The 24,063-nt window shown below is 60.0% G+C and carries 21 protein-coding genes and 1 tRNA gene; 10 read left to right on the plus strand and 12 right to left on the minus strand.

Annotated elements, in window-relative coordinates:
- Positions 1-45 precede the first annotated feature (45 nt).
- Positions 46-255 (plus strand): hypothetical protein, encoded by a 210-nt coding sequence (locus ACQ5BM_RS19910; protein WP_429814856.1) that lies wholly within the window; start codon positions 46-48, stop codon positions 253-255.
- A gap of 52 nt (positions 256-307) precedes the next feature.
- On the opposite strand, the gene ACQ5BM_RS19915 is transcribed toward ACQ5BM_RS19910, so the two are convergent.
- Complete coding sequence (locus ACQ5BM_RS19915) at positions 308-604, minus strand: hypothetical protein (RefSeq protein ID WP_429814859.1); 297 nt, start codon at positions 602-604, stop codon at positions 308-310.
- Between the two features lie 195 nt (positions 605-799).
- On the opposite strand from ACQ5BM_RS19915, the gene ACQ5BM_RS19920 reads away from it, so the two are divergent.
- The gene (locus ACQ5BM_RS19920) at positions 800-1,372 is read left to right on the plus strand and encodes a recombinase family protein (protein ID WP_429814862.1); all 573 of its coding nucleotides are present in this window, start codon (positions 800-802) and stop codon (positions 1,370-1,372) included.
- On the opposite strand, the gene ACQ5BM_RS19925 is transcribed toward ACQ5BM_RS19920, so the two are convergent.
- The 6 genes from ACQ5BM_RS19925 to ACQ5BM_RS19950 all read right to left on the minus strand — a co-directional run bounded on the left by ACQ5BM_RS19925 (position 1,356) and on the right by ACQ5BM_RS19950 (position 9,708).
- Positions 1,356-1,853 (minus strand): hypothetical protein, encoded by a 498-nt coding sequence (locus ACQ5BM_RS19925; protein ID WP_429814865.1) that lies wholly within the window; start codon positions 1,851-1,853, stop codon positions 1,356-1,358. The two genes, ACQ5BM_RS19920 and ACQ5BM_RS19925, sit on opposite strands and share 17 nt — an antisense overlap.
- A 141-nt stretch (positions 1,854-1,994) precedes the next feature.
- Positions 1,995-2,738 (minus strand): NYN domain-containing protein, encoded by a 744-nt coding sequence (locus tag ACQ5BM_RS19930; RefSeq protein ID WP_429814868.1) that lies wholly within the window; start codon positions 2,736-2,738, stop codon positions 1,995-1,997.
- Complete coding sequence (locus tag ACQ5BM_RS19935) at positions 2,728-3,513, minus strand: DUF429 domain-containing protein (protein ID WP_429814871.1); 786 nt, start codon at positions 3,511-3,513, stop codon at positions 2,728-2,730. The genes ACQ5BM_RS19930 and ACQ5BM_RS19935 overlap by 11 nt, the downstream gene beginning before the upstream one ends.
- Positions 3,514-3,520: 7 nt before the next feature.
- The gene (locus ACQ5BM_RS19940; protein WP_429814874.1) at positions 3,521-6,943 is read right to left on the minus strand and encodes a DEAD/DEAH box helicase family protein; all 3,423 of its coding nucleotides are present in this window, start codon (positions 6,941-6,943) and stop codon (positions 3,521-3,523) included.
- A gap of 6 nt (positions 6,944-6,949) precedes the next feature.
- Entirely contained in the window at positions 6,950-8,143 is a 1,194-nt protein-coding gene (locus tag ACQ5BM_RS19945; protein WP_429814877.1) for a restriction endonuclease subunit S, read from the minus strand.
- The gene (locus ACQ5BM_RS19950; RefSeq protein WP_429814880.1) at positions 8,140-9,708 is read right to left on the minus strand and encodes a type I restriction-modification system subunit M; all 1,569 of its coding nucleotides are present in this window, start codon (positions 9,706-9,708) and stop codon (positions 8,140-8,142) included. The genes ACQ5BM_RS19945 and ACQ5BM_RS19950 overlap by 4 nt, the downstream gene beginning before the upstream one ends.
- A 75-nt stretch (positions 9,709-9,783) precedes the next feature.
- On the opposite strand from ACQ5BM_RS19950, the gene ACQ5BM_RS19955 reads away from it, so the two are divergent.
- The 3 genes from ACQ5BM_RS19955 (at position 9,784) to ACQ5BM_RS19965 (ending at position 14,754) form a co-directional block, all read left to right on the plus strand.
- Positions 9,784-10,779, plus strand: coding sequence for a restriction endonuclease (locus tag ACQ5BM_RS19955; protein ID WP_429814883.1), 996 nt, complete (start codon positions 9,784-9,786; stop codon positions 10,777-10,779).
- Positions 10,780-10,888: 109 nt separating this feature from the next.
- Positions 10,889-10,978, plus strand: a tRNA-Ser gene (locus tag ACQ5BM_RS19960).
- Between the two features lie 269 nt (positions 10,979-11,247).
- Positions 11,248-14,754: a class I SAM-dependent DNA methyltransferase gene (locus tag ACQ5BM_RS19965; protein WP_429814886.1), complete on the plus strand. Its 3,507-nt coding sequence runs from the start codon at positions 11,248-11,250 to the stop codon at positions 14,752-14,754.
- 116 nt (positions 14,755-14,870) lie between these two features.
- Here the strand turns inward: ACQ5BM_RS19965 and ACQ5BM_RS19970 are convergent, their stop codons facing one another.
- Positions 14,871-15,380, minus strand: a complete 510-nt coding sequence (locus tag ACQ5BM_RS19970; RefSeq protein ID WP_429814888.1) for a hypothetical protein — start codon at positions 15,378-15,380, stop codon at positions 14,871-14,873.
- 412 nt (positions 15,381-15,792) lie between these two features.
- On the opposite strand from ACQ5BM_RS19970, the gene ACQ5BM_RS19975 reads away from it, so the two are divergent.
- Complete coding sequence (locus tag ACQ5BM_RS19975) at positions 15,793-15,954, plus strand: hypothetical protein (protein ID WP_093233178.1); 162 nt, start codon at positions 15,793-15,795, stop codon at positions 15,952-15,954.
- A 135-nt stretch (positions 15,955-16,089) separates the two neighbouring features.
- Here the strand turns inward: ACQ5BM_RS19975 and ACQ5BM_RS19980 are convergent, their stop codons facing one another.
- Positions 16,090-17,400, minus strand: coding sequence for an amidase (locus tag ACQ5BM_RS19980; RefSeq protein WP_429814891.1), 1,311 nt, complete (start codon positions 17,398-17,400; stop codon positions 16,090-16,092).
- Between the two features lie 264 nt (positions 17,401-17,664).
- On the opposite strand from ACQ5BM_RS19980, the gene ACQ5BM_RS19985 reads away from it, so the two are divergent.
- From ACQ5BM_RS19985 to ACQ5BM_RS19995, 3 genes are all read left to right on the plus strand, one after another.
- Positions 17,665-19,227: an alkaline phosphatase D family protein gene (locus ACQ5BM_RS19985; protein WP_429814894.1), complete on the plus strand. Its 1,563-nt coding sequence runs from the start codon at positions 17,665-17,667 to the stop codon at positions 19,225-19,227.
- A gap of 199 nt (positions 19,228-19,426) precedes the next feature.
- On the plus strand, positions 19,427-21,253 hold the full coding sequence (typA, locus tag ACQ5BM_RS19990) for a translational GTPase TypA (RefSeq protein WP_429814897.1): 1,827 nt from the start codon (positions 19,427-19,429) through the stop codon (positions 21,251-21,253).
- 202 nt (positions 21,254-21,455) lie between these two features.
- Positions 21,456-21,962, plus strand: coding sequence for a GNAT family N-acetyltransferase (locus ACQ5BM_RS19995; protein ID WP_173517776.1), 507 nt, complete (start codon positions 21,456-21,458; stop codon positions 21,960-21,962).
- Positions 21,963-22,001: 39 nt separating this feature from the next.
- On the opposite strand, the gene ACQ5BM_RS20000 is transcribed toward ACQ5BM_RS19995, so the two are convergent.
- Entirely contained in the window at positions 22,002-22,601 is a 600-nt protein-coding gene (locus ACQ5BM_RS20000) for a hypothetical protein (RefSeq protein WP_429814900.1), read from the minus strand.
- A gap of 158 nt (positions 22,602-22,759) precedes the next feature.
- Here ACQ5BM_RS20000 and ppa point away from each other — a divergent pair, with 158 nt between their 5' ends.
- The gene (gene ppa, locus ACQ5BM_RS20005; protein WP_173517774.1) at positions 22,760-23,293 is read left to right on the plus strand and encodes an inorganic diphosphatase; all 534 of its coding nucleotides are present in this window, start codon (positions 22,760-22,762) and stop codon (positions 23,291-23,293) included.
- A gap of 57 nt (positions 23,294-23,350) precedes the next feature.
- Here the strand turns inward: ppa and ACQ5BM_RS20010 are convergent, their stop codons facing one another.
- Both ACQ5BM_RS20010 and ACQ5BM_RS20015 read right to left on the minus strand, forming a co-directional pair.
- Positions 23,351-23,668 (minus strand): DUF167 domain-containing protein, encoded by a 318-nt coding sequence (locus ACQ5BM_RS20010; protein ID WP_429814903.1) that lies wholly within the window; start codon positions 23,666-23,668, stop codon positions 23,351-23,353.
- A gap of 2 nt (positions 23,669-23,670) precedes the next feature.
- Positions 23,671-23,964: a YggT family protein gene (locus tag ACQ5BM_RS20015; protein WP_429814906.1), complete on the minus strand. Its 294-nt coding sequence runs from the start codon at positions 23,962-23,964 to the stop codon at positions 23,671-23,673.
- Between the last annotated feature and the right edge of the window lie 99 nt (positions 23,965-24,063).

Here is a 24,063-nt window from a genome sequence, read left to right on the forward strand (position 1 = left end):
TAAGGCTGCAAAGCAAGGCACAGGAATGGCGATTGGAGCCGGCCGATGAACGCGCCAAGCAAGAGTTCTATCTATTACCGGATCGGCGACGACGGCGAATGGGAGCAGTGTCGCACGACCGAGTGGCCGCCCTATCGCGCCGCGCGTCAGGCGATAAACATGATCGCTGATGTTCTCGAACGCACCAAGTCGATGTCGCCGGACGAAAGGGAGATCGAGCTCGAACGCGTCGCCTCTTTGGTAGAGCGCCTTTAGCGCCTGGACCTCCCGTTGGTCCGCCCGATCGGTGCCGTCGGTCCAACGATGGCTAAGCGTTGAGCTTACCCTTTGCTTGCGCGAGGGATGCTGCCAAGTCAGCGGCCTTCTGGCGAAGTTCATCTCTTCCTGGAACTTCGCTATCGCCACGACGCTTGTTGCTCTCGTCTTCCGCCAACTTCGTCTTGTCGAGTGGCGACAGCGCGGCGATGACGATCAGCGCGATCAGGTTGAACAGGAAGCCGAGAATGAACCAGCCAAAGGCATCGCGATTCTTGTTGGTCGCGAGGATCGCACATCCGCCTCCGAATACGAAGCCTGACAACCCAACAACTATCAGCAGTTCCATCTTCGCCTCGATCAAATGATTGCCCGAGGGAACGAAAGGGAACCTTTGTCCGATAGACGTTTCCTGTAACCGCCGATCCGGTCGCTACTTGAAGGATCAATGACTTCCGGCTCGGTGCCATTTTAATCCCGACAGAGCGAAAAGGTTCCTTTATGTCAATGGCTTAGTCGCCACCCGAGGATGGAGCACGTCGTTATGAGATCAATCGGTTACGCTCGGGTTTCGACGGTTGAGCAGAACCTGGATCTGCAAATCAACGCGCTGCAGATGGCGGGGTGCGCGGCGATCTTCACGGACCATGGGTTGTCTGGGGCCGATTTTCAGCGTCCGGGCTTGCGGACGGCGCTCCGGCAGCTGAAGTCCGGCGACATGCTCGTGGTTTGGCGGCTCGATCGGCTCGGGCGTTCTTTGATCGATCTTATCGAGACCGTGAACGGGCTTTCGAAACGTGGGTGCGAGTTTCGTTCGCTGACAGAAAACATAGACACCTCATCATCGGGTGGTCGGCTGCTGTTTCATGTCATGGGTGCAATGGCCGAGTTCGAGCGCTCGATCATCAGTGAACGCACGAAGGCCGGCATGGAAGCTGCGAGGGTGCGTGGGTCCCGAATCGGTCGCCGTCCATCAATGACGCGGGAACAGACAGAGGCGGCACGGCATGCAATCGAGATGGAGTTGAAGGCCGTCGCCGAAGTCGCGGCGATATATGGAGTTCATCCGAAGACGCTGGCTCGACTGCTCCGGGATCCGACTAAACCGAAGCATTAGCGGTCAACCAGCTCTCCAGAGCGGCAATCACGTCCGGCCTAAGCTTCGTTCCACGCAACAGTGCCATACTTACTGACGCATCCAATTTGGGATAGCCCATCTCAGCCATTACGTCGCCAGGCTTCAAGCGACGCCTCGACATTATTTCTTCGATGCGCTGTGACGCGGGCACGGTCAGCTTCTGGTCCACTGTGACGGGCGCGATGCCGGTGCCAATTGTTGGCGCAGCTGCCGTCGATGGCAATGTCACTCCCGCGCCCACCAACCATTGCAGGAAGTCATCGCGTTCTGGCCCGTTCGCCTTCGACCAGGCGTTCTTGAGTTCATGCAGCCTCGTCCTGAGCGTCTTCAGTCCGGCGGCGATGGACGCATCTGTGACGGTTGGATACTTGCCAGCTTTCAGATCAGCATAGATCGCCGGATGATCTCGCTTCAGCCTAGCCTCGAAATACTCGTTATCGCGGACCTGCTTCTTCGCCATTCGATGTCCGTTGACATTCGCCCATTCGACTAAGGGACTCGCTGGCGCGTTTGGCATGTCGGGCGCTGCGACGCAACGCCAGAATGCTCGGAGCCAGCCGCTGAGCGGCTGTGAGTCAACCAGAAGCATTCCGTCCAGCAATCAAGGCTTCCTCTTTGACCCTGACTGTTTGACTCGGATCCGGAGTGGCTTACCCTCGAGCTGGTCAACGTCGAAGGCGTCGGTCTTTCGGACGAGGTCACTGAGTTTGCGGAAGCCATAGGTTCGCGGGTCGAAGTCCGGCGCCAAATTGGCAAGCTGAGTTCCGACAGCGCCGAGCGGCACCCAGCCATCCTCGGTTTCCATCTGGCCGATGACCTTCTTGATGATCGGCGTAGCGGCACTCGGCGGCTGGAGCGACTTCGACGTGCTACTCGCGTCGCCGCCGTTGGACGTTGCGGCTGGGAGTAGGTTCTCGGTGTAGATGAATCTACGGCACGCCTGCCGAAAACTCTCCGGTGTTTTCTGCTCGCCAAAGCCGAAGACGTCGACGCCCTGCTCGCGTATGCGAGCGGCCAGACGGGTAAAATCGCTGTCGGACGACACGAGGCAGAAGCCGTCGAGGCGCCCGCTGTGCAGGAGATCCATCGCGTCGATGACAAGCGTGATGTCCGACGCGTTCTTGCCGGTCGTGTAGGCGAACTGCTGCTGTGGAATGATCGCATGCTTTGCGAGCACATCAATCCAGGCCTTCGAGCGTGCACTCGCGAAGTCGCCGTATATTCGCCGGACGCTAGCCTCTCCGATCTTCGCGATCTCCTCGAAAAGACCATCGACGATCTTTGCCGAGGCGTTGTCGGCGTCGATAAGGACGGCCAGGCGCGGCGATCGGGGTTCAACTGCCATGTCTCTGTCTCCGCAGCTCAGTCGTGTTGTGAGCCAACGCATCGCGGGCCCATTGAGCCCAGAGCTTTATGGGGGGCAGCCAAAACCACCCGCCGACCTCATCGCCGACGACCTCAGATTTTCCAACCGCGGCGCAAGCTGCAGTAAGGAGGCAGATCCATGCGGCTCGCTTTTCGTGATCCCTCTCGGCCAACACGGCGTCTATCAGTTCGAGATTCAGCCAACCGATGGTGTGAAACAGGTTCTCGAGAACGCCGCTATCGACAGCATGATCATACAGCCAATCGAATTTCTTGCGCTTGCCCGCTGCTGGCATCGCGAAGCGTGCGTCAGGCAAGAGGACGCCAAGGAATGCGTTAGGGAACGCCTCGATAACTGAAGCACCTTTTCTGATGGCGTTTTCTACAGCAACATTGTGACCGGCCAGATGCAGGACCTGCTCCGCCGTTTCCGCAGCGGCACGCCTCAAGTCGCGCCCATATCCATGATGGCTCAAGCCAGGCTTGCATCGAGACTGAAACGCGCCGCGAATGAACATCCGCTCGCATAGGCGATCGAGACTGTCAGCAGAACCAAGAGGGACGAGCGGACCATCGATCGCGATCACAGAGAACGTTGTCCTCGCCGGAATGTTCTGGCTGCGGCGCTCCCAGTCGGTATGAGTTTTTGCTGCTTTGAACGCTCTGCCTTTGCTCCAGGCAATGCCCGTCGTCGGTCGTGATCTCGAAAAGCCTACGTCGATACCGAGCAGCGCCATCCTGTCCAGGTCGATCATAACCTTTTCACCCCGCAGCGCTATCGTTCAACCCTCGGATCACTTCGACAAGCTTCTTGGTCTTCTCGAAGTCGAAGACCTGCTGCGGTCCTTCCGGCGCGATGTCAATGAACGGGCTTTCGTAGAGCAGGCCGGGATCCATCACGCCCTTCTCGGTCAGGTGCTCGATGACCATGTCGATGAACTCGACCTGGTCGGCCGTGGCGCCGCTGTCGGAGACGAAGCCGGAGAACGCTTCGGCGACGGCTGCGCGGTCGAGGCCGACCGACGAGCGGACAAAGGCACCGAAACCGTGGGCAACTTCCGTTGCCTTCTCCAGGTGCTTGGTGTCGCCGATGCCGGCTGTCAGCAGCATGGCTTGCAGTTCCTCGATATCAGTCGGCGTCAACGGCTTGCCATGGCGCAGTTTAGCGATCGCGATATGGTCCTCGTGCTCACGCAGGAAGTGCCGAGCCTTCCGCTTGAAGCGGGCAAAATCGACCTCGCCCACCTCGGGCAGGTCGATCTCCGCGCCTAGACCGAGCTCGTCCTCGAAGTCGGTGTAGACGATCTTGCGCTTGCCCTTTTCAATATGTTGCACGAGGCCGCGCAGCCTCAGCCGCACCAGTTCGAGCAGCGGAACGGTGATCCCTTCCCACCAATGATCCGAAAGGATGTCGAGGATTAGTGGATGCTGGGTGGCGATGATGGGGATTGCTGTCTGCTCATCCAGCGCGGAGGCGATTTCGATCAGCTGCTTCTTCAGCCGATCGAAGCTCTTCGAGCCCTTGATCAGCGCAAGCTCCAGGCCAAAGATCAGGAGGTCGAAACGCTTGGCTTCTTCCGGCTCGCCCTTCACTTCGCTCGGTAGCGGCGCGACTTCGCCGAGCAGCTCGTCGCGCACCGCGTCGGTCAGTTCGTTCCAGGCTGCGGCGGATTTGTATTTCTCCACGGCACGGCGCTTGCCGCGCACGATGAAATTGTCGAGGTTCATGGCCGTTACATAGGTCCGCAGCACGTCGAGCGCCTCGTCGCGGATCGTCAGTTCATTGAGCGGCTTGCCATTGCCGGCGTCGTAGCCCTCCTGGGTAGGTTCGGCTACGCCCGTAGCGTCCAGCTTGTGCTTCTCGTCCAGAGAACGCACGAGATCGAAGCGGGCGGCAAATAGCCGTTCGTTGAGGCTCTTGGCGTTGCGGCCGTCGTCGGGCTGCGGGTTCTGGCGGAAGAATTCCAGGTTCTGGCAATAGTCGAAGACGCGGAAAAATTCCTTGTCTTCGCCGGGACCGAAGAGGTCCGGGCAAAGGCGCGTGCCCCGGCCGATGATCTGCCAAAACTTCGTCTTGGAGCGGATCAGCTTGAACAGCACTAGGTTGACGACTTCCGGCACGTCGATGCCAGTGTCGAGCATGTCGACGGAGATGGCGATATGCGGGTTACCGTCTTTCTTGGAAAAGTCGTCGATCAGGCTCTGCGCATATTCGGTCTTGAAGGTGATGACGCGGGCGAAGTGGCCGGCAACATGCGGATAGGCGCGGTTGAAACGTTCCTCAATGAATTCGGCATGGCTCTGGTTCTTGGCGAAGACGATCGTCTTGCCGACACGATCGCCACCCGCCACCTTCAGCCCCTCGGTCATCATATGGGCCAGCACCTTGTCGACGGTGTCGGCATTGAACAGCCACTTGTTGACGGCCTCGGCGTTGACGCTGTCGGGCGGGTCGTCATCCTCCTCGTCCCACTCCAGCATGTCCCACTGTTCTTTCTCCGTGTCGGAGAGATCGTCGTAGCGGATGCCCTCACGCTGGAATTTCAGCGGAACGGAGACGGAATGCGGCGGCACGAGATATTCGTCCTCTACCGCCTTGTCGAGAGAATAGGCGTCGGTCGGCACGCCGTCTTCGAGGTCGAACAGGCCGTAGGTATTGCGGTCGATCTCGTCCTTCGGCGTCGCGGTGAGGCCGACGAGCAGGCTGTCGAAATAGTCAAAGATCGCGCCGTAGCGTTGGTAAACTGAACGATGTGCTTCATCGATGATGACAAGATCAAAATGGCCGGGGCCGAAGCGGGCCTGACCACTTAGTCGCTCGTCGATCAGGTTCATCATGGTCGGATAGGTGGAGAGAAAGACCCGGCCCTCACCATTCTTCTCCGTCACCAGGTTGACCGGCGAGGTCTCCGGCAGCTGACGTTTGAACTCGCGCACCGCCTGGTTCACCAGTGCCACGCGGTCGGCGAGGAACAGCACGCGCTTCACCCAGCCGGCGCGCATGAGGAGATCAACTAGGGCGATCACCGTGCGCGTCTTGCCGGAGCCGGTCGCCATGACCAGCAGGCTCTTGCGTTGCTTGTGGGTCTCGAAGGTCTCGGTCACCCGAGAGATGGCGCGGGTCTGGTAATAACGGCCAGCGATCTGCTTGTTGACAGCCAGTCCCGCGATCGGCTTGCGGCTTGTGCGCCGCTGGATCATCAGGGCCAGTTCATCCTTCTTGTAGAAGCCTGAGACGGCGCGCTGCGGATAGCCGATATCGTCCCAGATCCAGTGCTCGTAGCCGTTTGAGGTGAAGATCACGGGCCGCTGGTCGAATTGTTTCTCCAGGCAATCGGCATAAAGCTTGGCCTGCTGCTGGCCGGCGCGGGGATCGCGCTTCGTGCGCTTGGCCTCGATTAGTGCCAAGGGCTTGCCGTCGTGGCCCCAGAGCACGTAGTCGACAAACCCCTTGCCCTCGCTGTTCGGCATGCCTTCGACGGGAAACTCGCGGTCGCGCGGACTGTCCAGTTTCCAGCCGGCTTCCTTCAAGAGCAGGTCGATATAGAGATCGCGGGTCTCGACTTCAGAATAGTCGTGATGGTCGGGTCTCGCCTCGTTCTCACGGCGGGCGGCGGCTACCTCGGAGCGCAGGCGCTTGAGTTCCACGTCGAGATCGGCCTTGTCGCGCAGCATGGTCTCGAAGGCGGCGTCCTTCGCCTCCATCTCGCTCTTCATGCGGGTGAGCTCGGCGAAGGCGCGTTTTACCACCTCGTTCTTGCGGGAAAGCGGCGCCGGATCGAAGGCGATGTCGTCGGCGGGGCGTGTCCTTCGTGCATAAGTGCGGGCCAGCCAGAAACAGAGATGGAACAGTTCGCGCACCGCATTCGCCGCCTCGGCGGGCTTGGTATTGCGGCTTTCGTGAACGGCCTGGTTACCGATCTTGATAATAACGCGCGCCTTGGAAAACACCGCCTGTCCGGCGAGTTTCTGAAAGCTCGGCTCGTGGATCAGTGCCGAAATATTGCTTTGATAGGGAAATTTCAAACTCGGATCGTGCTGGTAGGCCCATTGCACGACCAGTTCGACGGTGCGCCGGGCATAGAATGCGGCCGCCCGCGGATCGCCCTCCGCCAATGCTTCCGCCCGCTTCGCGCTGTCGAAGATTTCGGGAAACTCGGCGGCGAGGAAGGCGAAGTTGGACATGTAGCCTCAGAGCTGACCGGAAAAGGCACGGTGTTGCAGGGAGGAGAAGAGGATATCCGACTGGACAAGCATGAGTTCCATTTGCTTTTTTTCTCTTTCGAGGGCAGCAACATGCTTTGCGAACATAGCTTGTTCCACAACCGACGGAAGTGGAATCTCGATGCTTTTGAGATCTCTGAGAGAAAAACGCGCCCGAGTGGCAGCAACGGTGATGCTCTTTATAAGGTGTTTGCCGAGAGACGAGTTCAGAAACGAACGCAAATATTCCTTGAGGCAAATAGCCTCGTTTACACGTATCCGAATTACGTCCTGCGTCACGATTCCGTCAGGCTCGCCGTCCGGATAAACCGCGGCCACTCCAGGAGGGTCGCCGACCTTTGATATCAACACGTCGCCCGGGCGCACGGCAGATGAACTAAGTGCTTCTGCCTTGGTTTCCGTCACGAAAGATGAGCTGACGCGCTTGTATTCTCCATCTCGGATATCTCGAATGTAAATCACGGGAACTCCGCTATCCTGCAGTTCCGATGTAAGTAGATCACTTCCGAATGGCCCGTTGCCGAAATTACCTGAGCCATTTATAGCAATATCAGAGAAGCGTATCGCTCGCGTGTTTTGAGCAGACCTAGAGTAGCTATGCCAAAAGGTTGCATTGATAGCCTCGTCTAGCAGCGCGATGGCCCGGCGGCGCTTTTTGCGCAACTGATCGGCCTTGTCCAGGATCGCCGCTATCCGTTTTTGTTCATCGATGGGCGGGAGGGGGATACTCAACGTCGCCAAATCGCGAAGAACGATGCGTCGGATTGCGCTCCCAGTCTTTTTCTTTGTTGCGGCGTCAAGCGCAGTCGCTGAACGTAGAAAGTGCGCCAGGTATTCAGGTGCGAGCATCCGGCTTGGACGCAGAATGGCCAATGATGATAAAACTGCGAAGTCTTGCGTTTCTCGGACTAAATGAACCTTTCCAACCGTTCCATCCTTGGAAAAAAGCACGTCCCCAGGCGTGGGGGCTGAGTTTTGCTTTCTTGCATTTTCAAACTCTTCCCGGCTGATCCGAGAACAATTCATGAAATCCAAGCCCTGTTCTGAGACGTCCTTCACAGTAAGAAATGGCACGCCTTTACCCACATTCGGGGGCGTGTAGTGGGTTCCGTCTGTGAGGAGATCGGTGACTTCTGCCAGTGTGAGTTGAGCGATTTTCATAGCATCGCCTCCAACTTCTTCAGCCCGGCGGCAATCTCCTCCTCCAGCTTGAGAAGCTCCGCGATGATCTCTTTCGGCGGGCGGTGGTCGGCAGCTTCGTGCACAACTTCCTTGTAGCGGTTAAGCGAGAGGTCGTAGTCGCCCGCTGCAATCTCTTCGCGCGAAACGGTAAAGCTCTGGTCGGTGCGGGCGTTGGAGCGCTCACCGCCGTTGCGTTCCTGCCAGCGGGAAACGACATCGGGCAAATTGTTCTTTACGTGCTCCTCTGCGCTCAGAGCCTGCCTGGGCACAGGCCCGAATTTTTCCTCTGCCACCAGCATCTGGCGCTTGTCGTCTAGGCTCATGCCGTCGGCTTGTAGGTCGTAGAACCAGACATGATCCGTGCCGCCGGAGTTTGTCTTGGTGAAGCAAACGATCGCCGTGGAGACGCCAGCGTAGGGCCTAAACACGCCGGACGGCAGTTTGATGATCGCGTCGAGCTTATGGTCGTCCACGAGCATCCTGCGGATCGCTTTGTGCGCCGTGGACGAGCCGAACAGGACGCCATCCGGCACGATGACCGCCGCGCGCCCGCCGGGCTTCAGGAGCTTCAGGAACAGCGCCATGAATAGGAGCTCGGTCTTCTTCGTCTTGACGATCGCGAGCAGGTCGTTGGCGGTTGTCTCGTAATCCAGCGAGCCGGCAAAGGGCGGATTGGCGAGGATCAGCGAGTATTTGTCGGCATCGTCGCCATGGGTGGAGGAGAGCGAATCCCGGTAGCGGATGTCGGCTCCCTCGACGCCGTGCAATTGCATGTTCATCGAGCCGATGCGTAACATGGTCTGATCGAAATCATAGCCATGGAACATTGTGTTGTGGAAATGCCGGTTGAGCGAGGTATCCATGAACAGCTTGCTGTGATGCTCACGCAGATGTTCGCCGGCCGCGACCAGGAACCCGCAGGTGCCGCTCGCTGGATCGCAGATCACATCCTGTGGTGTCGGCTTCGTCAGTTCCACCATCAGCTTGATGATATGGCGTGGCGTGCGGAACTGGCCGTTCTGGCCGGCCGAGGCGATCTTGCCGAGCATATATTCGTAGAGGTCGCCCTTGGTGTCGCGATCCTCCAGCGGGATTTCCGCCAGCATGTCGACCACCTTGGCGAGCAGGCCCGACGTCGGGATGGTGAAGCGTGCGCCCTTCATGTGTTCGGAATGTGCGGTCCCTTTCTCCGCCATCTCGCGCAGGAAGGGGAAGACGTTTTCCGAGACGATGAAAAACATGCGGGCTGGATCATCGTTCTTGAATCGCGACCAGCGCAACATGGCAAAGGAGATCTCTTCCTTGATCTCTCCAGTGTCGTCATTCCGGACTGTTCGGTAAACACCTTCCGGAAAGATCACCCGCTCGATCGGTCCGCCGAGCATGTTGGCCTTGTTCTCCTCGCGCGTCTGGATATCGTCCAGGCCGCGCATGAAGAGCAGATAGGTGATCTGCTCGATCACCTCGAGCGGATTGGCTATCCCGCCCGCCCAGAAGGCATTCCAGACCTGATCGACCTTCGAGCGAATTTCACCTGTGAGCATGTTTTCCCCGAATCGGACTGTTCATTTGGGGCGACCCTAAGCTACACAGTTCCAGGTTCAAAGACGGGGACGAGGATGAAAAGAGCCTGGATGGTTCGCGCCGAAAGAAACGGCCGCCTTTATGATGCCTTCAAAGAGAACTCGGTTGTTGCAATTGGGTGGCCGCAACTCGGTCCACTCGACAATCTAACGAACCGAGAGAGGATCGCCGAGCTGGTGAAGCAGGTGTGGCCCGAATGGAAGCCTCAGGCGATAGCGATGTCGGCAGGTCAAGTTCATCGTTTCCGCAATGAGATCAGCGTCGGCGACCCTGTAGTCACTTACGATCCTTCCAGACGTGTTTACCTGATTGGGGAGGTCGTTGGCGACTATCGACACGACCAGAAGTTTGATGCCGAAGATCCAAATCTGCGACCGGTGAAATGGCAAGGTGAGATCTCGCGCGATCTGCTGTCAGCTTCAAGCAAGAACACCCTGGGAGCCATTTCAACGCTCTTCTTGCTGCCACCCGAAGTGATCGAGGATTTAAGACGAGCGTTGACCTCGCACGAGCCGCCAGCCGAGAGCGTCATTGATCAGGCCCCTGAGATTGAAGAAGACATCCTCCGCAATATCCAAGCGAAGGCGCTTGAATTCACGAAAGATCGCGTCTCTGCGCTAGAATGGGACGAGATGCAGGCGCTTGTCGCCGGTCTTCTGCGCGCGATGGGTTACAAGACGCAAATATCTCCGGCCGGTCCCGATCGCGGCAAGGATATTGTGGCGTCGCCGGATGGCTTCGGATTTCAGGCTCCAAGGATAGTTGTCGAAGTCAAGCACCGGCTAGGTGCTATTGGAGCGCCCGAGATCCGTAGCTTCATTGGTGGTCATCGTCACGCGCAGGATCGTGGTCTATATGTCTCAACTGGCGGATTCACACGAGAAGCCTACTACGAAGCCGAGCGCTCGAATGTTCCGCTCGCATTGATGACGATAGACAGCTTGGTTGAGACCCTGATCGACCACTACGAAAAACTTGATCTAGAGACGCAGCAATTGGTGCCCCTCAAGAGAGTCTATTGGCCCACGTAAAAAAGCGGCGCTCTATCGGCACGCGGATATGATTTGCATTGGTCGATGCCAGCACCCGAATCTGCCGCTATGAACCCGACCGCGCTCACCGAGCGCCAACCAGTTATGCGGAGAGGTGGCAGAGTGGTTGAATGCACCGCACTCGAAATGCGGCATAGGTGCAAGCCTATCGGGGGTTCGAATCCCCCCCTCTCCGCCAGCGGCTCCCTGATTTTTCAGCCTTGCGAAAAGATCAGTGCGGCGACAAGGGCGTCCATTGGGCCAAGCTGATAGGCACATCGCTTATTTGTCACATCGTCGGCGCCATCGAAATTGTACACGCCAGTTCAAATGAAAAGCGGTCCTCGTGCCGGCCAAATTCTTGGTCAAGCCGTTTCAAGAGCGCGCTGCAAATTCAGCCATGTCATTAAGTTGCGATCCGCGATTGGAGCTGCCGCCCGTGACGATGACACCGAACCTCAATGATTGATGACGTCGAAAATTGCCTGCTTGCGTGAATCTTCATACGGTCTAAATTCACCCGGCGAGCGGGGGCAATATCACTTTATGCAATCAATAGTAGAATCATTCATCGCACGCTGGCAGAATCAAGAAGGCGGGCAAGAAAGGGCGAACTACGCGCTGTTCCTAACCGAGCTTTGCGATCTCCTTGGGTTGCCCCATGCCGATCCTGCCTCGGCCGGACACGAGGCCAATGACTATGTTTTCGAGCGCACCGTCAGGGAAGTCGCTCGCGACGGATCCAATTCATCTAGGCGCATCGACCTCTACAAGCGTGATTGCTTCATATTGGAGGCCAAGCAAAGCCGGTTTGCAGGTGAGAAGAAGCTTGATGCACCGCAACTGCCTGGTCTAGCGCCGGCTGCTCCTCGCGGCCGTCGGTCGGGCGCGAATCGCGCTTGGGACGTGTTGATGATGAACGCCCGGCAGCAGGCGGAAAATTACGTCCGGCTTCTGCCGGCATCGCATGAACCACCGCCATTTGTATTGGTCTGCGATGTCGGCCACTGCATCGAAGTCTATGCGAATTTCCGCCGCGACGGGAAAGCTTACGACCAGTTCCCAGACCGCCGCTCCTTCCGCATCTATCTAGAGGACCTGCGCGACGAGAAGATTCGCGAACGGCTGAAGGCGATCTGGAGCGATCCGCAGTCGCTCGATCCCTCGCGCCACGCCGCCAAAGTGACACGTGAGATCGCCACCCGCATCGCCAAGGTGTCGAAGGCGTTGGAAGAGCAGGGGCATGCCACCGAAGAAGTGGCGATGTTCCTGATGCGCGTGCTCTTCACCATGTTCGCCGAGGACGTGGAGCTTTTGCCAAGGGGTTGCTTCAAGGACTTGCTGAAAGATTGCGCGGCGAAGCCGGAAATCTTTCCGGGCATGATGGAAGATCTGTGGCGCGCGATGGACGAGGGGGGCTTTACCGCCACGATCCGCGAGAAGGTGAAGCGCTTCAACGGCGAATTCTTCCACAACCGGCGGGCGCTCAAGCTTGACCGCGAAGAGATCGGGGAACTGGCCGCCGCTGCTGCCTACGACTGGAAAGACGTTGAACCGGCGATCTTCGGCACCTTTCTCGAGCAGGCGCTCGACCCGGACGACCGTCGCCGCCTCGGCGCACACTACACGCCACGTGCCTATGTCGAACGCCTTGTGATCGCTACGGTGATCGACCCCTTGCGTGAGGCGTGGGACAATGCTCGCTCCACCGCTGACCGGCAGAGGTCTGAAGGCAAGGGCGAGGCCGCGATCAAGACCGTGCAGGCCTTTCACGACAAGCTGTGCGAGATCCGCGTGCTCGACCCCGCTTGTGGCACCGGCAACTTCCTCTACGTTTCTCTGGAGTTGATGAAGCGGCTGGAAGGGGAGGTTTTGGAGGCGCTGAACGATCTGGGCGGGCAGGAGGCTCTCGCCTATGAAAGCCACACGGTCGATCCGCACCAGTTTCTTGGCATGGAACTCAATCCGCGCGCGGCCGCGATCGCCGAACTGGTGTTGTGGATCGGTCACCTGCAATGGCATTTCCGCAACCGCGGCGTGGCCCCCTCTGAACCGATCTTGAAGGCGTTCCACAATATCCAGAACATGGATGCGCTGCTGGTGTGGGACGGCTACCCGCTGCCTAAGGTGGTGGACGGCAAGGAGACCTATCCAAACGCTCGTAGACCGGAATGGCCCAAGGCGGAATACATTGTCGGCAATCCGCCTTTCGTTGGCGGCAAGGATATCCGCGCCCGTATGGGCTCGGCCTATGCGGAAGCCTTGTGGAAGGCGCACAAGCACATGAACGAAAGCGCCGACTTCGTCATGTATTGGTGGGACCGTTCCGCCGAGATTCTGCTGCGCCCCAAAAGCCCGCTCAAGCGCTTCGGCTTCGTAACTACCAATTCCATCAGCCAGGTCTTCCAGCGTCGGGTGATGGAACCCTACCTGACCGCCAAGAAGCCGCTCTCCATCGTCATGGCGATCCCGGACCACCCATGGACGAAGGTGACCCGCGACAGCGCGGCCGTGCGCATCGCCATGACGGTGGCCCAGGCCGGCAAGCATGACGGTGTGCTGCTGCAGGTGACGGCGGAGGAGGGCGTGGAGACCGACAGCCCGGTGATCCTGTTCGAGGAATTCAGGGGTCAGGTGAATTCGGATTTGACGGTTGGGGTGGATGTGACGAGCGCGGTCGAGCTGAAAGCGAATGCAGCCATCTGCTCACCAGGCATGAAACTGCACGGCTCTGGTTTTATTGTGACGCCGCAGGAAGCCGAATATCTCGGGCTTGGACGTGTGCCTGACCTCGAACGGCATATTCGAATCTATCGCAATGGTCGTGATCTCACCGACCGACCACGCGGCGTGATGGCTATCGATCTGTTCGGGCTGACAGCGGAAGAGGTCCGGGTGCGTTATCCTGCGGTTTATCAACACGTGAAGATTGAAGTGAAGGAGAAAGTCGAGATCGGCGAAAAGGGGAGGAAGAAGTTTGTCGGGCGCGACTGGAACAATCGCGAAACCTATCGCGATAACTGGTGGATTTTCGGCGAACCGCGCCGAGACCTCCGTCCCGCTCTCGCTAACCTCCCTCGCTACATTGCCACCGTCGAAACCGCCAAGCACCGCGTCTTCCAATTCCTTGACGCTGCGATCCTGCCGGATAACATGCTGGTTGCCATCGGCCTGAGTGACGGCTATCCGCTCGGCGTTCTTTCGTCCCGCTTCCATGTGATATGGGCGCTTCGGGCGGGCGGATGGCTCGGCATTGGCAATGACCCGCGCTACTCCAAATCTCGCTGCTTCGATCCCTTCCCATTCCCCGACGCCAGCGAGGCGCAAAAAGCAGCCATCGGCGCCATGGCCGAAGAGCTGGATGCCCATCGCAAGCGGGTGCTGGCCGAGCATAAACACTTGACGTTGACCGGCCTCTACAACGTTCTGGAGCGGCTGAAGGCAGGCGCCAAGCCAGACGATCTCGATGTCAAGGAACGTCAGATCTTCGACGATGGGCTGGTGCTGATCCTGAAGGAACTGCACGAGAAGCTCGACGTCGCTGTGGCAGACGCCTATGGCTGGCCGGTCGACTTGGCCGAAGAGGAGGTGCTCGCCCGCCTCGTCGCGCTCAACAAGGAGCGGGCGAAGGAGGAAATGCGGGGGCTGGTGCGTTGGCTCAGGCCCGATTACCAGATCCCGCGTTTCGGAACGGAGAAGGAGAAGGCGGAGCAACTGGAGGTCGATCTGGGCGAGACGATCATCGTCGCCGGGCCTAAGCCGAACTTTCCCAAGGACGAGCGCGACCAGACTTTTGCGGTGCATCAAGCGCTTATGGAGGCCGATGGACCGCTAGAGCCGGCTATGATCGCGGCGAGCTTCAAGCAAGGGCGAAAATGCCTGCCCGCCATTTCCGCAGTGGTCGTTTCGCTTTACCGATTGGGCCTTGTCTCGACGGCAGACGGCAAAACCTTCTCCTTAAGGCGCGCAGCCTGAGCTATGAAGTTGTCCTGAAGTCGGATTTCTACGAGCGCGACCACCGACACCGCGATTTGCCCGGGCTCGCCTGAAAAAGAGGTGCTACCGGAAATGCCAAACAGCTCCGCGCCAGCTCAATCCGCCGCGTTGTTGCGGAGCCAGGTTTCCAGCGCGGCGATCACCGACAGCCGCAGGCTCGCGCCCTTGGACAGGGCGCGGGTGAGGGACATGTCGTCGCCGGCAAAACCCATCTCGGCCATGATGTCGTTCGCCCGCATTCGGCGGCGGTTCATGACGGTGCGGATTTCGGCGATCGCTTCTGGAAGCAGGTAGCGGCCGCTGGCAATGGCGGAGGGCTGGTGCGCCACGCGTGGCGGATCGACTTCAACCTGCGTTGCGGCCAGTTTCACGGCGTCGTTGCCGCTCAGCCAGTTCAGGAAAGCCTCGCGTTCGGCGGGGCTTGCCTTGGTCCAGGAATTCTTGAGCTTGTCGAGGCGGGTGCGCTCGTCCTTGAGCCCTGCTGCGACGAGCGCCTTGCGCAGTGACGGGATGCGGCCGGAGAGCAGATCCGCATGGATATCAGGGAAATCGAGCTTCAGGCGCTGCATGTCACCGGTTTCGTCGCGCTTGGTTTTCTTCGACATGCTCATTCCCGCGTCGTTCGTCCAGGCCGTTTCAGCGAAACCACATGCCTCGTCTCCGCAACCGCGTGAACTGGCGAAGCAGCGCTTTCGCGTTTCTGGCGCAGTCGCGCGGATGACAATGCCAGGGTGCCTGAGCCGAGGTGATCTCGTCCAAGCCGCCGCCGCGCTCCCACGCTTCTGCGCGACATGCTCTAGCGTGGCCGATCGTCCGGTGCGAGCGAAATAGCCCACTATCCTCTGTCCTTTGCGGACCATTGCCGATAAGAGCCGGGATCGAAGCGGTGCGCGGCGCGATATCCAATCGATATGTTCGCTCGACGCGTTGACGTCATGCATCCAGCTTTACGCAAGTCCCTTCGCCTATCGTCACCTCAATGGCCGGGATGTGACACGGCGAATGAAGGACAATGATATGTCAAACGATATCGAGCATTATCGCGACCCATCCGATTCGATGGTCGCCCTCTATCTCGCCAACAACGACGGCGACGAACTCACCGATGCCTTGGTCGCCGCGCTTGAAGACGCGTTCCGTATTCTGCGCGACGAGATCTCCGGCGAGACGATGCACTGAAGCGGTGCCGCTTATCGCGGCCGCTGGTTGGGTTGCCGCCGTAGCCGCCATGTCCGATGGACGCTGTCCGACGGAAGAATGCTCGTCAGCCCCAGTGCGCAGCTCTTCTCGGTTCGATCGAGATGTCTTGTCGCGTCAGTTTTTCCGCAGCAGCGCCTCCACCGAAAGAGCGGCCGCCAGCACCGCCGCATCCGTTCCTTTCCTGCCGACCAGCATCATGCCGGCCGGGCGCTGGAGGTTCGGCATCGGCAGCGTGATGGCGCTGAGGTCGAACTGGTTGGCGATCTGGCAATTGCGCAGCAACAGATCCTCCACGCGGTTGTATTCCGCCCGGTCCGCTTCGACGCTTGCGATCGGCACGGCGGCGATCGGTGTCGTCGGCAGCGCGATGAGATCGTAGGGCGAAAGCCGCTCGTCCATTGCGGCGGCGAGCCCGCGCCGCGTTTCCAGCAAGGCGGCGATGGCTGCATCGGGTACGGTGAGACGGCGCCGAAGCGGCAGCTTGACCCTGTCGTCGACGGGGGCCGCGGCGTCATTCAGCCAGCCGGCATGGATGCGGCTTGCTTCCAGCCCGGCGATCGAGCCGATTCGCGTCGCTTCGCCGAGCTTCTCCATCAGGTCCTCCAATGTGAAGTCGGCGATTTCCGCGCCGGCCTTGGCCAACCGGCCGAGGCTTGCCGAGAAGGCATCGGCGATTTCGGGCGAGAGGTCTTCGAACAGCCTTCCCCGGGGGATGCCGATGCGAAGGCCTGCAATCGGGCGAGCGACAAGCGGTTTCGGTTGCTCACCGGTCATCACGGCATCAGCCGTCGCGCAATCGGCAACCGTTCGCGCAAGCGGCCCGAGCGAATCGAGGGCGGGCGACAGCGGAAAGGCGCCCTGGAGTGGAATGCGGCTGGCGGTCGGCTTGAAGCCGACGATGCCGTTCAGCGCCGCGGGGATGCGTATGGAGCCGCCAGTGTCGGAACCGATGGCAATGTCGCAAGTGCCTTCGGCTGCCGAAACCCCGGCGCCGGAAGACGAGCCGCCGGGGATGAGGCTCTCGTTTGTGGCGTTGCCGGGCACCGGGTAGTGCGGATTGAGGCCGACCGCGGTGAAGGCGAATTCCGTCATATGGGTCTTGCCGATGATCACAGCGCCGGCGGCGCGCAGTCGCTGAACGACGAGGGCATCTTTCTCTGCCGGGACCGCATTGCGGCGGATGATGGAGCCGGCAAGCGTCGGTTCGCCGGCAACGTCGAAAAGGTCCTTGATCGAAACGATCTTGCCGTCGAGCGGACCAAGGTTCGCGCCGTCCCGTCGGCGGCGGTCGGCGGCATCGGCTTCCGCGCGAGCATTTTCCGCATAGAGGCGCACGAAGGCTTTTTCTTCGCGCCGGCGATCGCTAAGCCGGCTCAGGATCTGTTCCAGGCGGTCGCGGGCGGAAGTGTTGGCGGAGTGAGACACGATGATGACCTGTCGATTTTGGTGTCGCCGCGCGGCAGCATGAGGCGGGATCATTGCCCGGATTCGCATCTGCAGTCAGGCTTTCTTCTTTGATAGCAGCATTGGCGGCGAAAGCCATTGCTCCGATGCCGAACGAGGTGGTCCCCGACCTTCACCGAACTGTCGCCAAATCGTTCAAATAGTTTCATGCGGCTGTTACGTCGCTGACATCGGCATGACCAAAGGTCCGGCACGCGCGGTCGCGCTGCCGAATCGGAGGTCTGTTTGGCCGATATCCTCAAGACGCTTTCCCGGCGTTCTTTCCTGCTTTCCGCCGGTGCCGCGGGCTTCGTCGCCTCATCCGGCCTTGCGACACCCTTCTATGCCAGAGGCTACGGCCGGCCGGAATTCATTCACGGTGTGCAATCGGGTGATGTCGATACCTCCTCCGGCATGATATGGACCCGAGTGGATCGGCCGTCGCGGGTGTCGGTCGAGTATTCGACGACCGAGAGCTTCGCCAATCCGGTTCGGCTCGCCGATCTCACGGCGACGCCCCAAACCGATTGCGCAGTCAAGTGTTCGCTCGACGGGCTGCTGCCGGACCAGGACATCTTCTATCGTTTCACCGCCACGGATCTTTATGATGTCAATCGTGTCTCCGAGCCGGTGATCGGCCGGTTTCGCACCGCCCCCTTGCGCAAGCGCTCGGTCCGGTTTGTCTGGTCCGGCGATACGGCGGGCCAGGGCTGGGGCATCGACGATGTCGGTATGAAGACCTATTCGACCATGCGGCTGCACGAGCCGGATTTCTTCATTCATTCCGGCGATACGATCTATGCCGACAACCCCATCCCCGACGAGATTCCCCTTCGCGATGGCGGCGTCTGGAAGAACCGGGTGGTCACGCATGAGAAGCGCGACGTGGCGCGCACGCTCGAGGAATATCGCGGCCAATGGAAATACAACCTGCTCGACGAGCATGTCCGGCAGTTGAACGCGGTCTGCCCCACCTTCTATCAGTGGGATGACCATGAGGTCCTGAACAACTGGTCGGCCTCGACCGATCTTCGCGACGATCCGCGCTATCCGGAAAAGGACGTCGCCGTCTATGCCGAGCGGGCGGCCCGGGCGTTCCACGAGATGACACCGATCCGCACACCGGCGACGCAGCCCGGCCGCATCTTCCGCAAGGTCGGCTATGGGCCGTTGCTCGACGTGTTCTTCGTCGACCTCAGATCCTATCGCGGCGCCAACCAGGGCGAGGGCGGCGGTGCGCTGTTCGGCTGGCGGCAGGCGGACTGGCTGAAGCGCGAACTTGCCGCCTCGCGCGCGGTCTGGAAGGTGATCGCCTGCGACATGCCGATCGGTCTCGTCGTCTGGGACGATTATGCCAACAGGCGCGGTTCGGACGCGATCGCCAATGGCGACCATGGTGCGCCTCAGGTACGTGAGCGCGAATTCGCCGATCTCCTGCGCTTCATTCGCGACAACGGCATCGACAACCTCGTCTGGCTGACGGCGGACGTGCACTATACCGCCGCGCATCACTACGATCCCGCGCGCGCTGCCTTCAAGGACTTCACGCCTTTCTGGGAGTTTGTGTCGGGTCCGCTGCATTCCGGCACCTATGGGCCGAAGGAACTCGACATGACCTTCGGGCCGGAGGTCCGCTTCATGAAGGCGTCCGGCGGCGGCATCGACAGCAACCTGCCGCCGCCGGCCGGTCTGCAGTTCTTCGGCATCGTCGATATCAACGGTCAGACAGAGCAGATGACGGTCCGTTTGATGGACCGGCAGGATCAGGAACTCTGGCGCGTGACGCTCGATCCGGCCGCGATTGCATGACGAATCTGGTCCAGGCCGGTCGCTTCCCAAACCCTGTTCGCGAGGCCCCCGGCGGGTGCAAACCCATGGCCTACCGGCATTTGAACGCGGCGCTCGTGCGCGCGCCCCCTTTCGCAATCGCAAAAAAACCTGTATGAGCGCGACCATTGAAAAAGCGGCGTGGCCCATCGGGGCTTGCCCTGAACCTCCGAGACGAAAAATGAGCATTCGTAACATCGCGATTATCGCGCACGTCGACCATGGGAAAACGACCCTTGTTGACGAGCTCCTGAAGCAGTCGGGCTCGTTCCGCGAAAACCAGCGCGTTGCCGAACGCGTCATGGACTCCAACGACCTCGAAAAAGAGCGCGGTATCACCATTCTCGCCAAGGCGACTTCGGTCGAATGGAAGGGAACCCGCATCAACATCGTCGACACCCCCGGCCACGCCGACTTCGGCGGTGAAGTCGAGCGCATCCTGTCGATGGTGGACGGCGCCATCGTTCTCGTCGACGCTTCTGAAGGCCCGATGCCGCAGACGAAGTTCGTCGTCGGCAAGGCGCTGAAGGTCGGCCTGAAGCCGATCGTCGCGATCAACAAGATCGACCGTCCGGACGGCCGCCACGAGGAAGTCATCAACGAAGTCTTCGACCTCTTCGCCAATCTCGACGCCTCCGACGAACAGCTCGACTTCCCGATCCTCTACGGTTCGGGCCGCGATGGCTGGATGAACGTCGCTCCCGAAGGTCCGAAGGACCAGGGCATGGCGCCGCTTCTCGACCTCGTTCTGAAGCACGTGCCGGAGCCGACGGTTGCCGAAGGTCCGTTCAGCATGATCGGCACGATCCTTGAAGCCAACCCCTTCCTCGGCCGCATCATCACCGGCCGTATCCATTCGGGCTCGCTGAAGCCGAACCAGGCCGTCAAGGTTCTGGGCCAGGACGGCAAGCTGCTCGAAAATGGCCGTATCTCGAAGATCCTTGCCTTCCGTGGCATTGAGCGTCAGCCGATCGACGAAGCGCATGCGGGCGACATCGTCGCGATCGCCGGTCTCACCAAGGGCACCGTCGCCGATACCTTCTGTGATCCGTCCGTCGCCGAAGCGCTGACCGCGCAGCCGATCGACCCGCCGACCGTCACCATGTCCTTCATCGTCAATGACTCGCCGCTCGCCGGCACCGAAGGCGACAAGGTCACGAGCCGCGTCATCCGCGACCGCCTGTTCAAGGAAGCCGAAGGCAACGTTGCGCTGAAGATCGAAGAATCCTCCGAGAAGGATTCGTTCTTCGTCTCCGGCCGCGGCGAACTGCAGCTTGCGGTTCTGATCGAGACCATGCGCCGCGAAGGCTTCGAACTTGCCGTGTCGCGTCCGCGCGTCGTCATGCACAAGGACGACAACGGCCAGCTGCTCGAGCCGATCGAAGAAGTGGTCATCGACGTCGACGAAGAGCATTCCGGCGTCGTCGTGCAGAAGATGTCGGAGCGCAAGGCCGAAATGGTCGAGCTGCGTCCGTCCGGCGGCAACCGCGTTCGTCTCGTGTTCTTCGCTCCGACCCGTGGCCTCATCGGCTACCAGTCGGAGCTTCTGACCGACACCCGCGGCACGGCGATCATGAACCGCCTGTTCCACGACTACCAGCCCTACAAGGGTGAGATCGGCGGCCGCGTCAACGGCGTTCTCCTGTCGAACGACGCCGGAGAATCGGTCGCCTACGCGATGTTCAACCTGGAAGACCGCGGCCCGATGATCATCGACGCCGGCGAGAAGGTCTATGCCGGCATGATCATCGGCATCCACACCCGCGACAACGATCTCGAAGTGAACGTGCTGAAGGGCAAGAAGCTCACCAACATGCGCGCCGCCGGCAAGGACGAAGCCGTTCGCCTGACGCCGCCGATCCGCATGACGCTCGAGCGCGCGCTCTCCTGGATCCAGGACGACGAACTCGTCGAAGTGACGCCGAAGTCGATCCGCCTGCGCAAGCTGCATCTCGACCCGAACGAGCGCAAGCGCTTCGAAAAGGCCCGCACCGCCGGCGCGGCTTAAGCATCCTGAAATTACCGAGCCCAAAAGAACCCCGGAGCGATCCGGGGTTTTTGCTGTGTGTGCCACGGATGGGCGACTTGCGGATAAAGTTAAAAAGGCGTTAACCTTGCATAGGGTGCCGTTAAAGTTGCCTGTGGGTTAACGCTGGCCGGCAACCGGGCGGGATTCCTGTTCGCCCTGTGTGCGTTTAGAGTCGCGAGTCATGAAGACTGTTTCGATCGAGGTCCGGCCTGGAGAGCCGCAGGAAGCGGCGGCGATTGCCGACGTGCACCGCGTTTCGTGGTTGCAGGCCTATGGCGGTCTCATTCCCCATCGTCCGCTGGTTCAGATGGTCAACCGCCGCGATGAAGTGTGGTGGCGCAAGGCGACGCGTGGGCCGGCGACGCTGCTCGTCGTTGACGTTGCCGGAACCATTGCCGGCTATGCAACGCTCGGCCTCAGCCGCGCCAAGGCGCTGCCGCAGGAAGGCGAGATCTACGAGATCTATCTCAGGCCGGAATATCAGGGCATCGGCCTCGGACGCATCCTCTTCGGCGAAGCCAAGAGCCTGTTGCGTTCGCTCGGCTGCCGCGGCCTTGTCGTCTGGTGCCTCGAGGACAGCGAACACGCCTACCAGTTTTTCCAGGGCGCCGGCGGCACCGATATCGCCGAAGGCATGGAAGACTTCGGCGACAAGCACCTGAAGAAGGTCGGCTTCGTCTGGAACTGACCCGCTCCGCCTTGCGGACAACTTCCTGAAATCGAAGGCTTATTCCGGCAGTTGACTGTTGGGCTCGGCCGCCTTGTCGCCGCGCGTTCCGTGATAGCTGGCCTTGTCGATGCCGCAGCGGAAGGTCGGCGCCACCTCGTCGGCGATCTTGCGCGCAAGGGCGTTCGGATCGGGATTGGCGAGCGCGTCGACATAGCCGGCAACGCAGCCCTTGCCGTCACCCTTCTGCGCGACCTTGGAGACGACGAGGACCTGGCCCTGAAGCGCGGGGACCGAGGCGCCCGAGGCGTCCGTGTTCTCGATGAACCAGCGCAGGATCGTCGCGACCGGGGTGCCGCCCTTGGCAATCCGCCACTCCACCGTCGTGCCGGTATGGTTGAAGGGGATGAAGCTTTCGAAGGCATCGTCGGCGTAGCGCTGGTTCAGGTGGCCGAAGGAGACGCTCTGGCGGATGTCGGCTTCCTTGAACCGAACCGGGTAATCGGCGTGCCCGGGGCAGGTCATCAGCACATACATGCCTTCCTCTTCCGCGATCGTCTTGCACTTGTCGCGGCCGATGTCGATGTAGACGCTCTCATTGGCCATCACCGATCCGGCGGATAACAAAACCAGCGCCAGGGTTGCAACCTTTCCGTTCATCGTCATCTCCCTCCACCGAGATTTGGGCACTCTTGCAAGACGTTTCGCGAAGACAAAACGAGCGGTTGAATCTGCGCTACGGACGAAAGTTATGTTGCATCGCGGCATGTTTCCCTTTATCCGACGGGCACACTTCTCAACTGACCCTGGAGTAGTCCATGCGCATCGACGCGATTTCCATCGGAAAGAATCCACCAGAAGATGTCAACGTCATCGTTGAAGTTCCCGTCGGCGGCCATCCGATCAAGTACGAGATGGACAAGGAAGCCGGCACGCTGGTCGTCGACCGCTTCCTCTACACCCCGATGACCTATCCGGGTAACTACGGCTTCGTGCCGCATACGCTGTCTGACGACGGCGACCCGATCGACGTTCTGATCTGCAACACCCGTCCGCTGGTTCCGGGCTGCGTCATCAACGTCCGCCCGATCGGCGTGATGATGATGGAAGACAATTCCGGACAGGATGAAAAGATCATCGCCGTGCCGTCGTCGCACCTGACCAAGCGTTACGACAAGGTTGTCGAATACACGGATCTGCCGGAAATCACGCTCAAGCAGATCGAGCACTTCTTCGAGCACTACAAGGATCTGGAGCCCGGCAAGTGGGTGAAGATCTTCGGCTGGAAGGATGCTTCCACCGCGAGGCAGTTGATCAAGGAAGCCGTCGAGCGCGCCAAGGGCGCCAAGTAAGCTTCGAGCGGCGCAGGTCCGACGGAGGACCGCTTCAGCCGTTTTTCTGGAACTGCGCTACTGACCGACAAGCTCTGCAAGTCGTCTGAATATGTCCTCCGGGTCGCCGTCGATCCGGAGGATTTTTTTGCGCTGCGTATCGCCTGAGATGAGGGAGAGCTTGCTCTTGGCAAGCCCGAGCTTCTTCGCGAGAAAGGCAATCAGCGCCTGGTTGGCCTTGCCCTTCTCCGGAACCGCGCTGACCCGTACTTTCAGATGTTCTTCTCCGTCGGCGGCCGCTTCCACGCCATCAATGGCATCGCGACCGCCGTTCGGCGTCAGGCGTACCGTCAGGCGGACGTGGTCGCCATGCGCGGTCAAGGCCGGGTTGGCCATCGTCAGCCAAGCAGCGCCTGTGCGATCGTCGTATTTAGGAAATACCAGATAAAGTAGAGGATGACCAAGACAACCAAGGGAGAGAGGTCCACGCCGCCCATATTCGGCAGCATGCGGCGGATAGGCCGATAGAGCGGCTCCGTCAGCTGGTAGAGCGAGCGGCCGATCGTGTTGATCGCCTGGTTGTTCACGTTGATGACGTTGAACGCGTAGAGCCAGGAAAAGATGGCCGACGCGATGACCAGAAACCATACGATGTTGATGATGAAGTTCAGCGTTTCAATGACAGCAAGCATGCCGGTCTCCAAATCGTTATTGACAGACATGTAGACATTGAGACCTAAACGAGCAAGTACGCCGGTTTATCGGGCGCGATCATGTTTAACGTGAGAACG

Source organism: Ensifer sp. B1-9, assembly GCF_050474445.1.
Lineage (GTDB): Bacteria > Pseudomonadota > Alphaproteobacteria > Rhizobiales > Rhizobiaceae > Ensifer.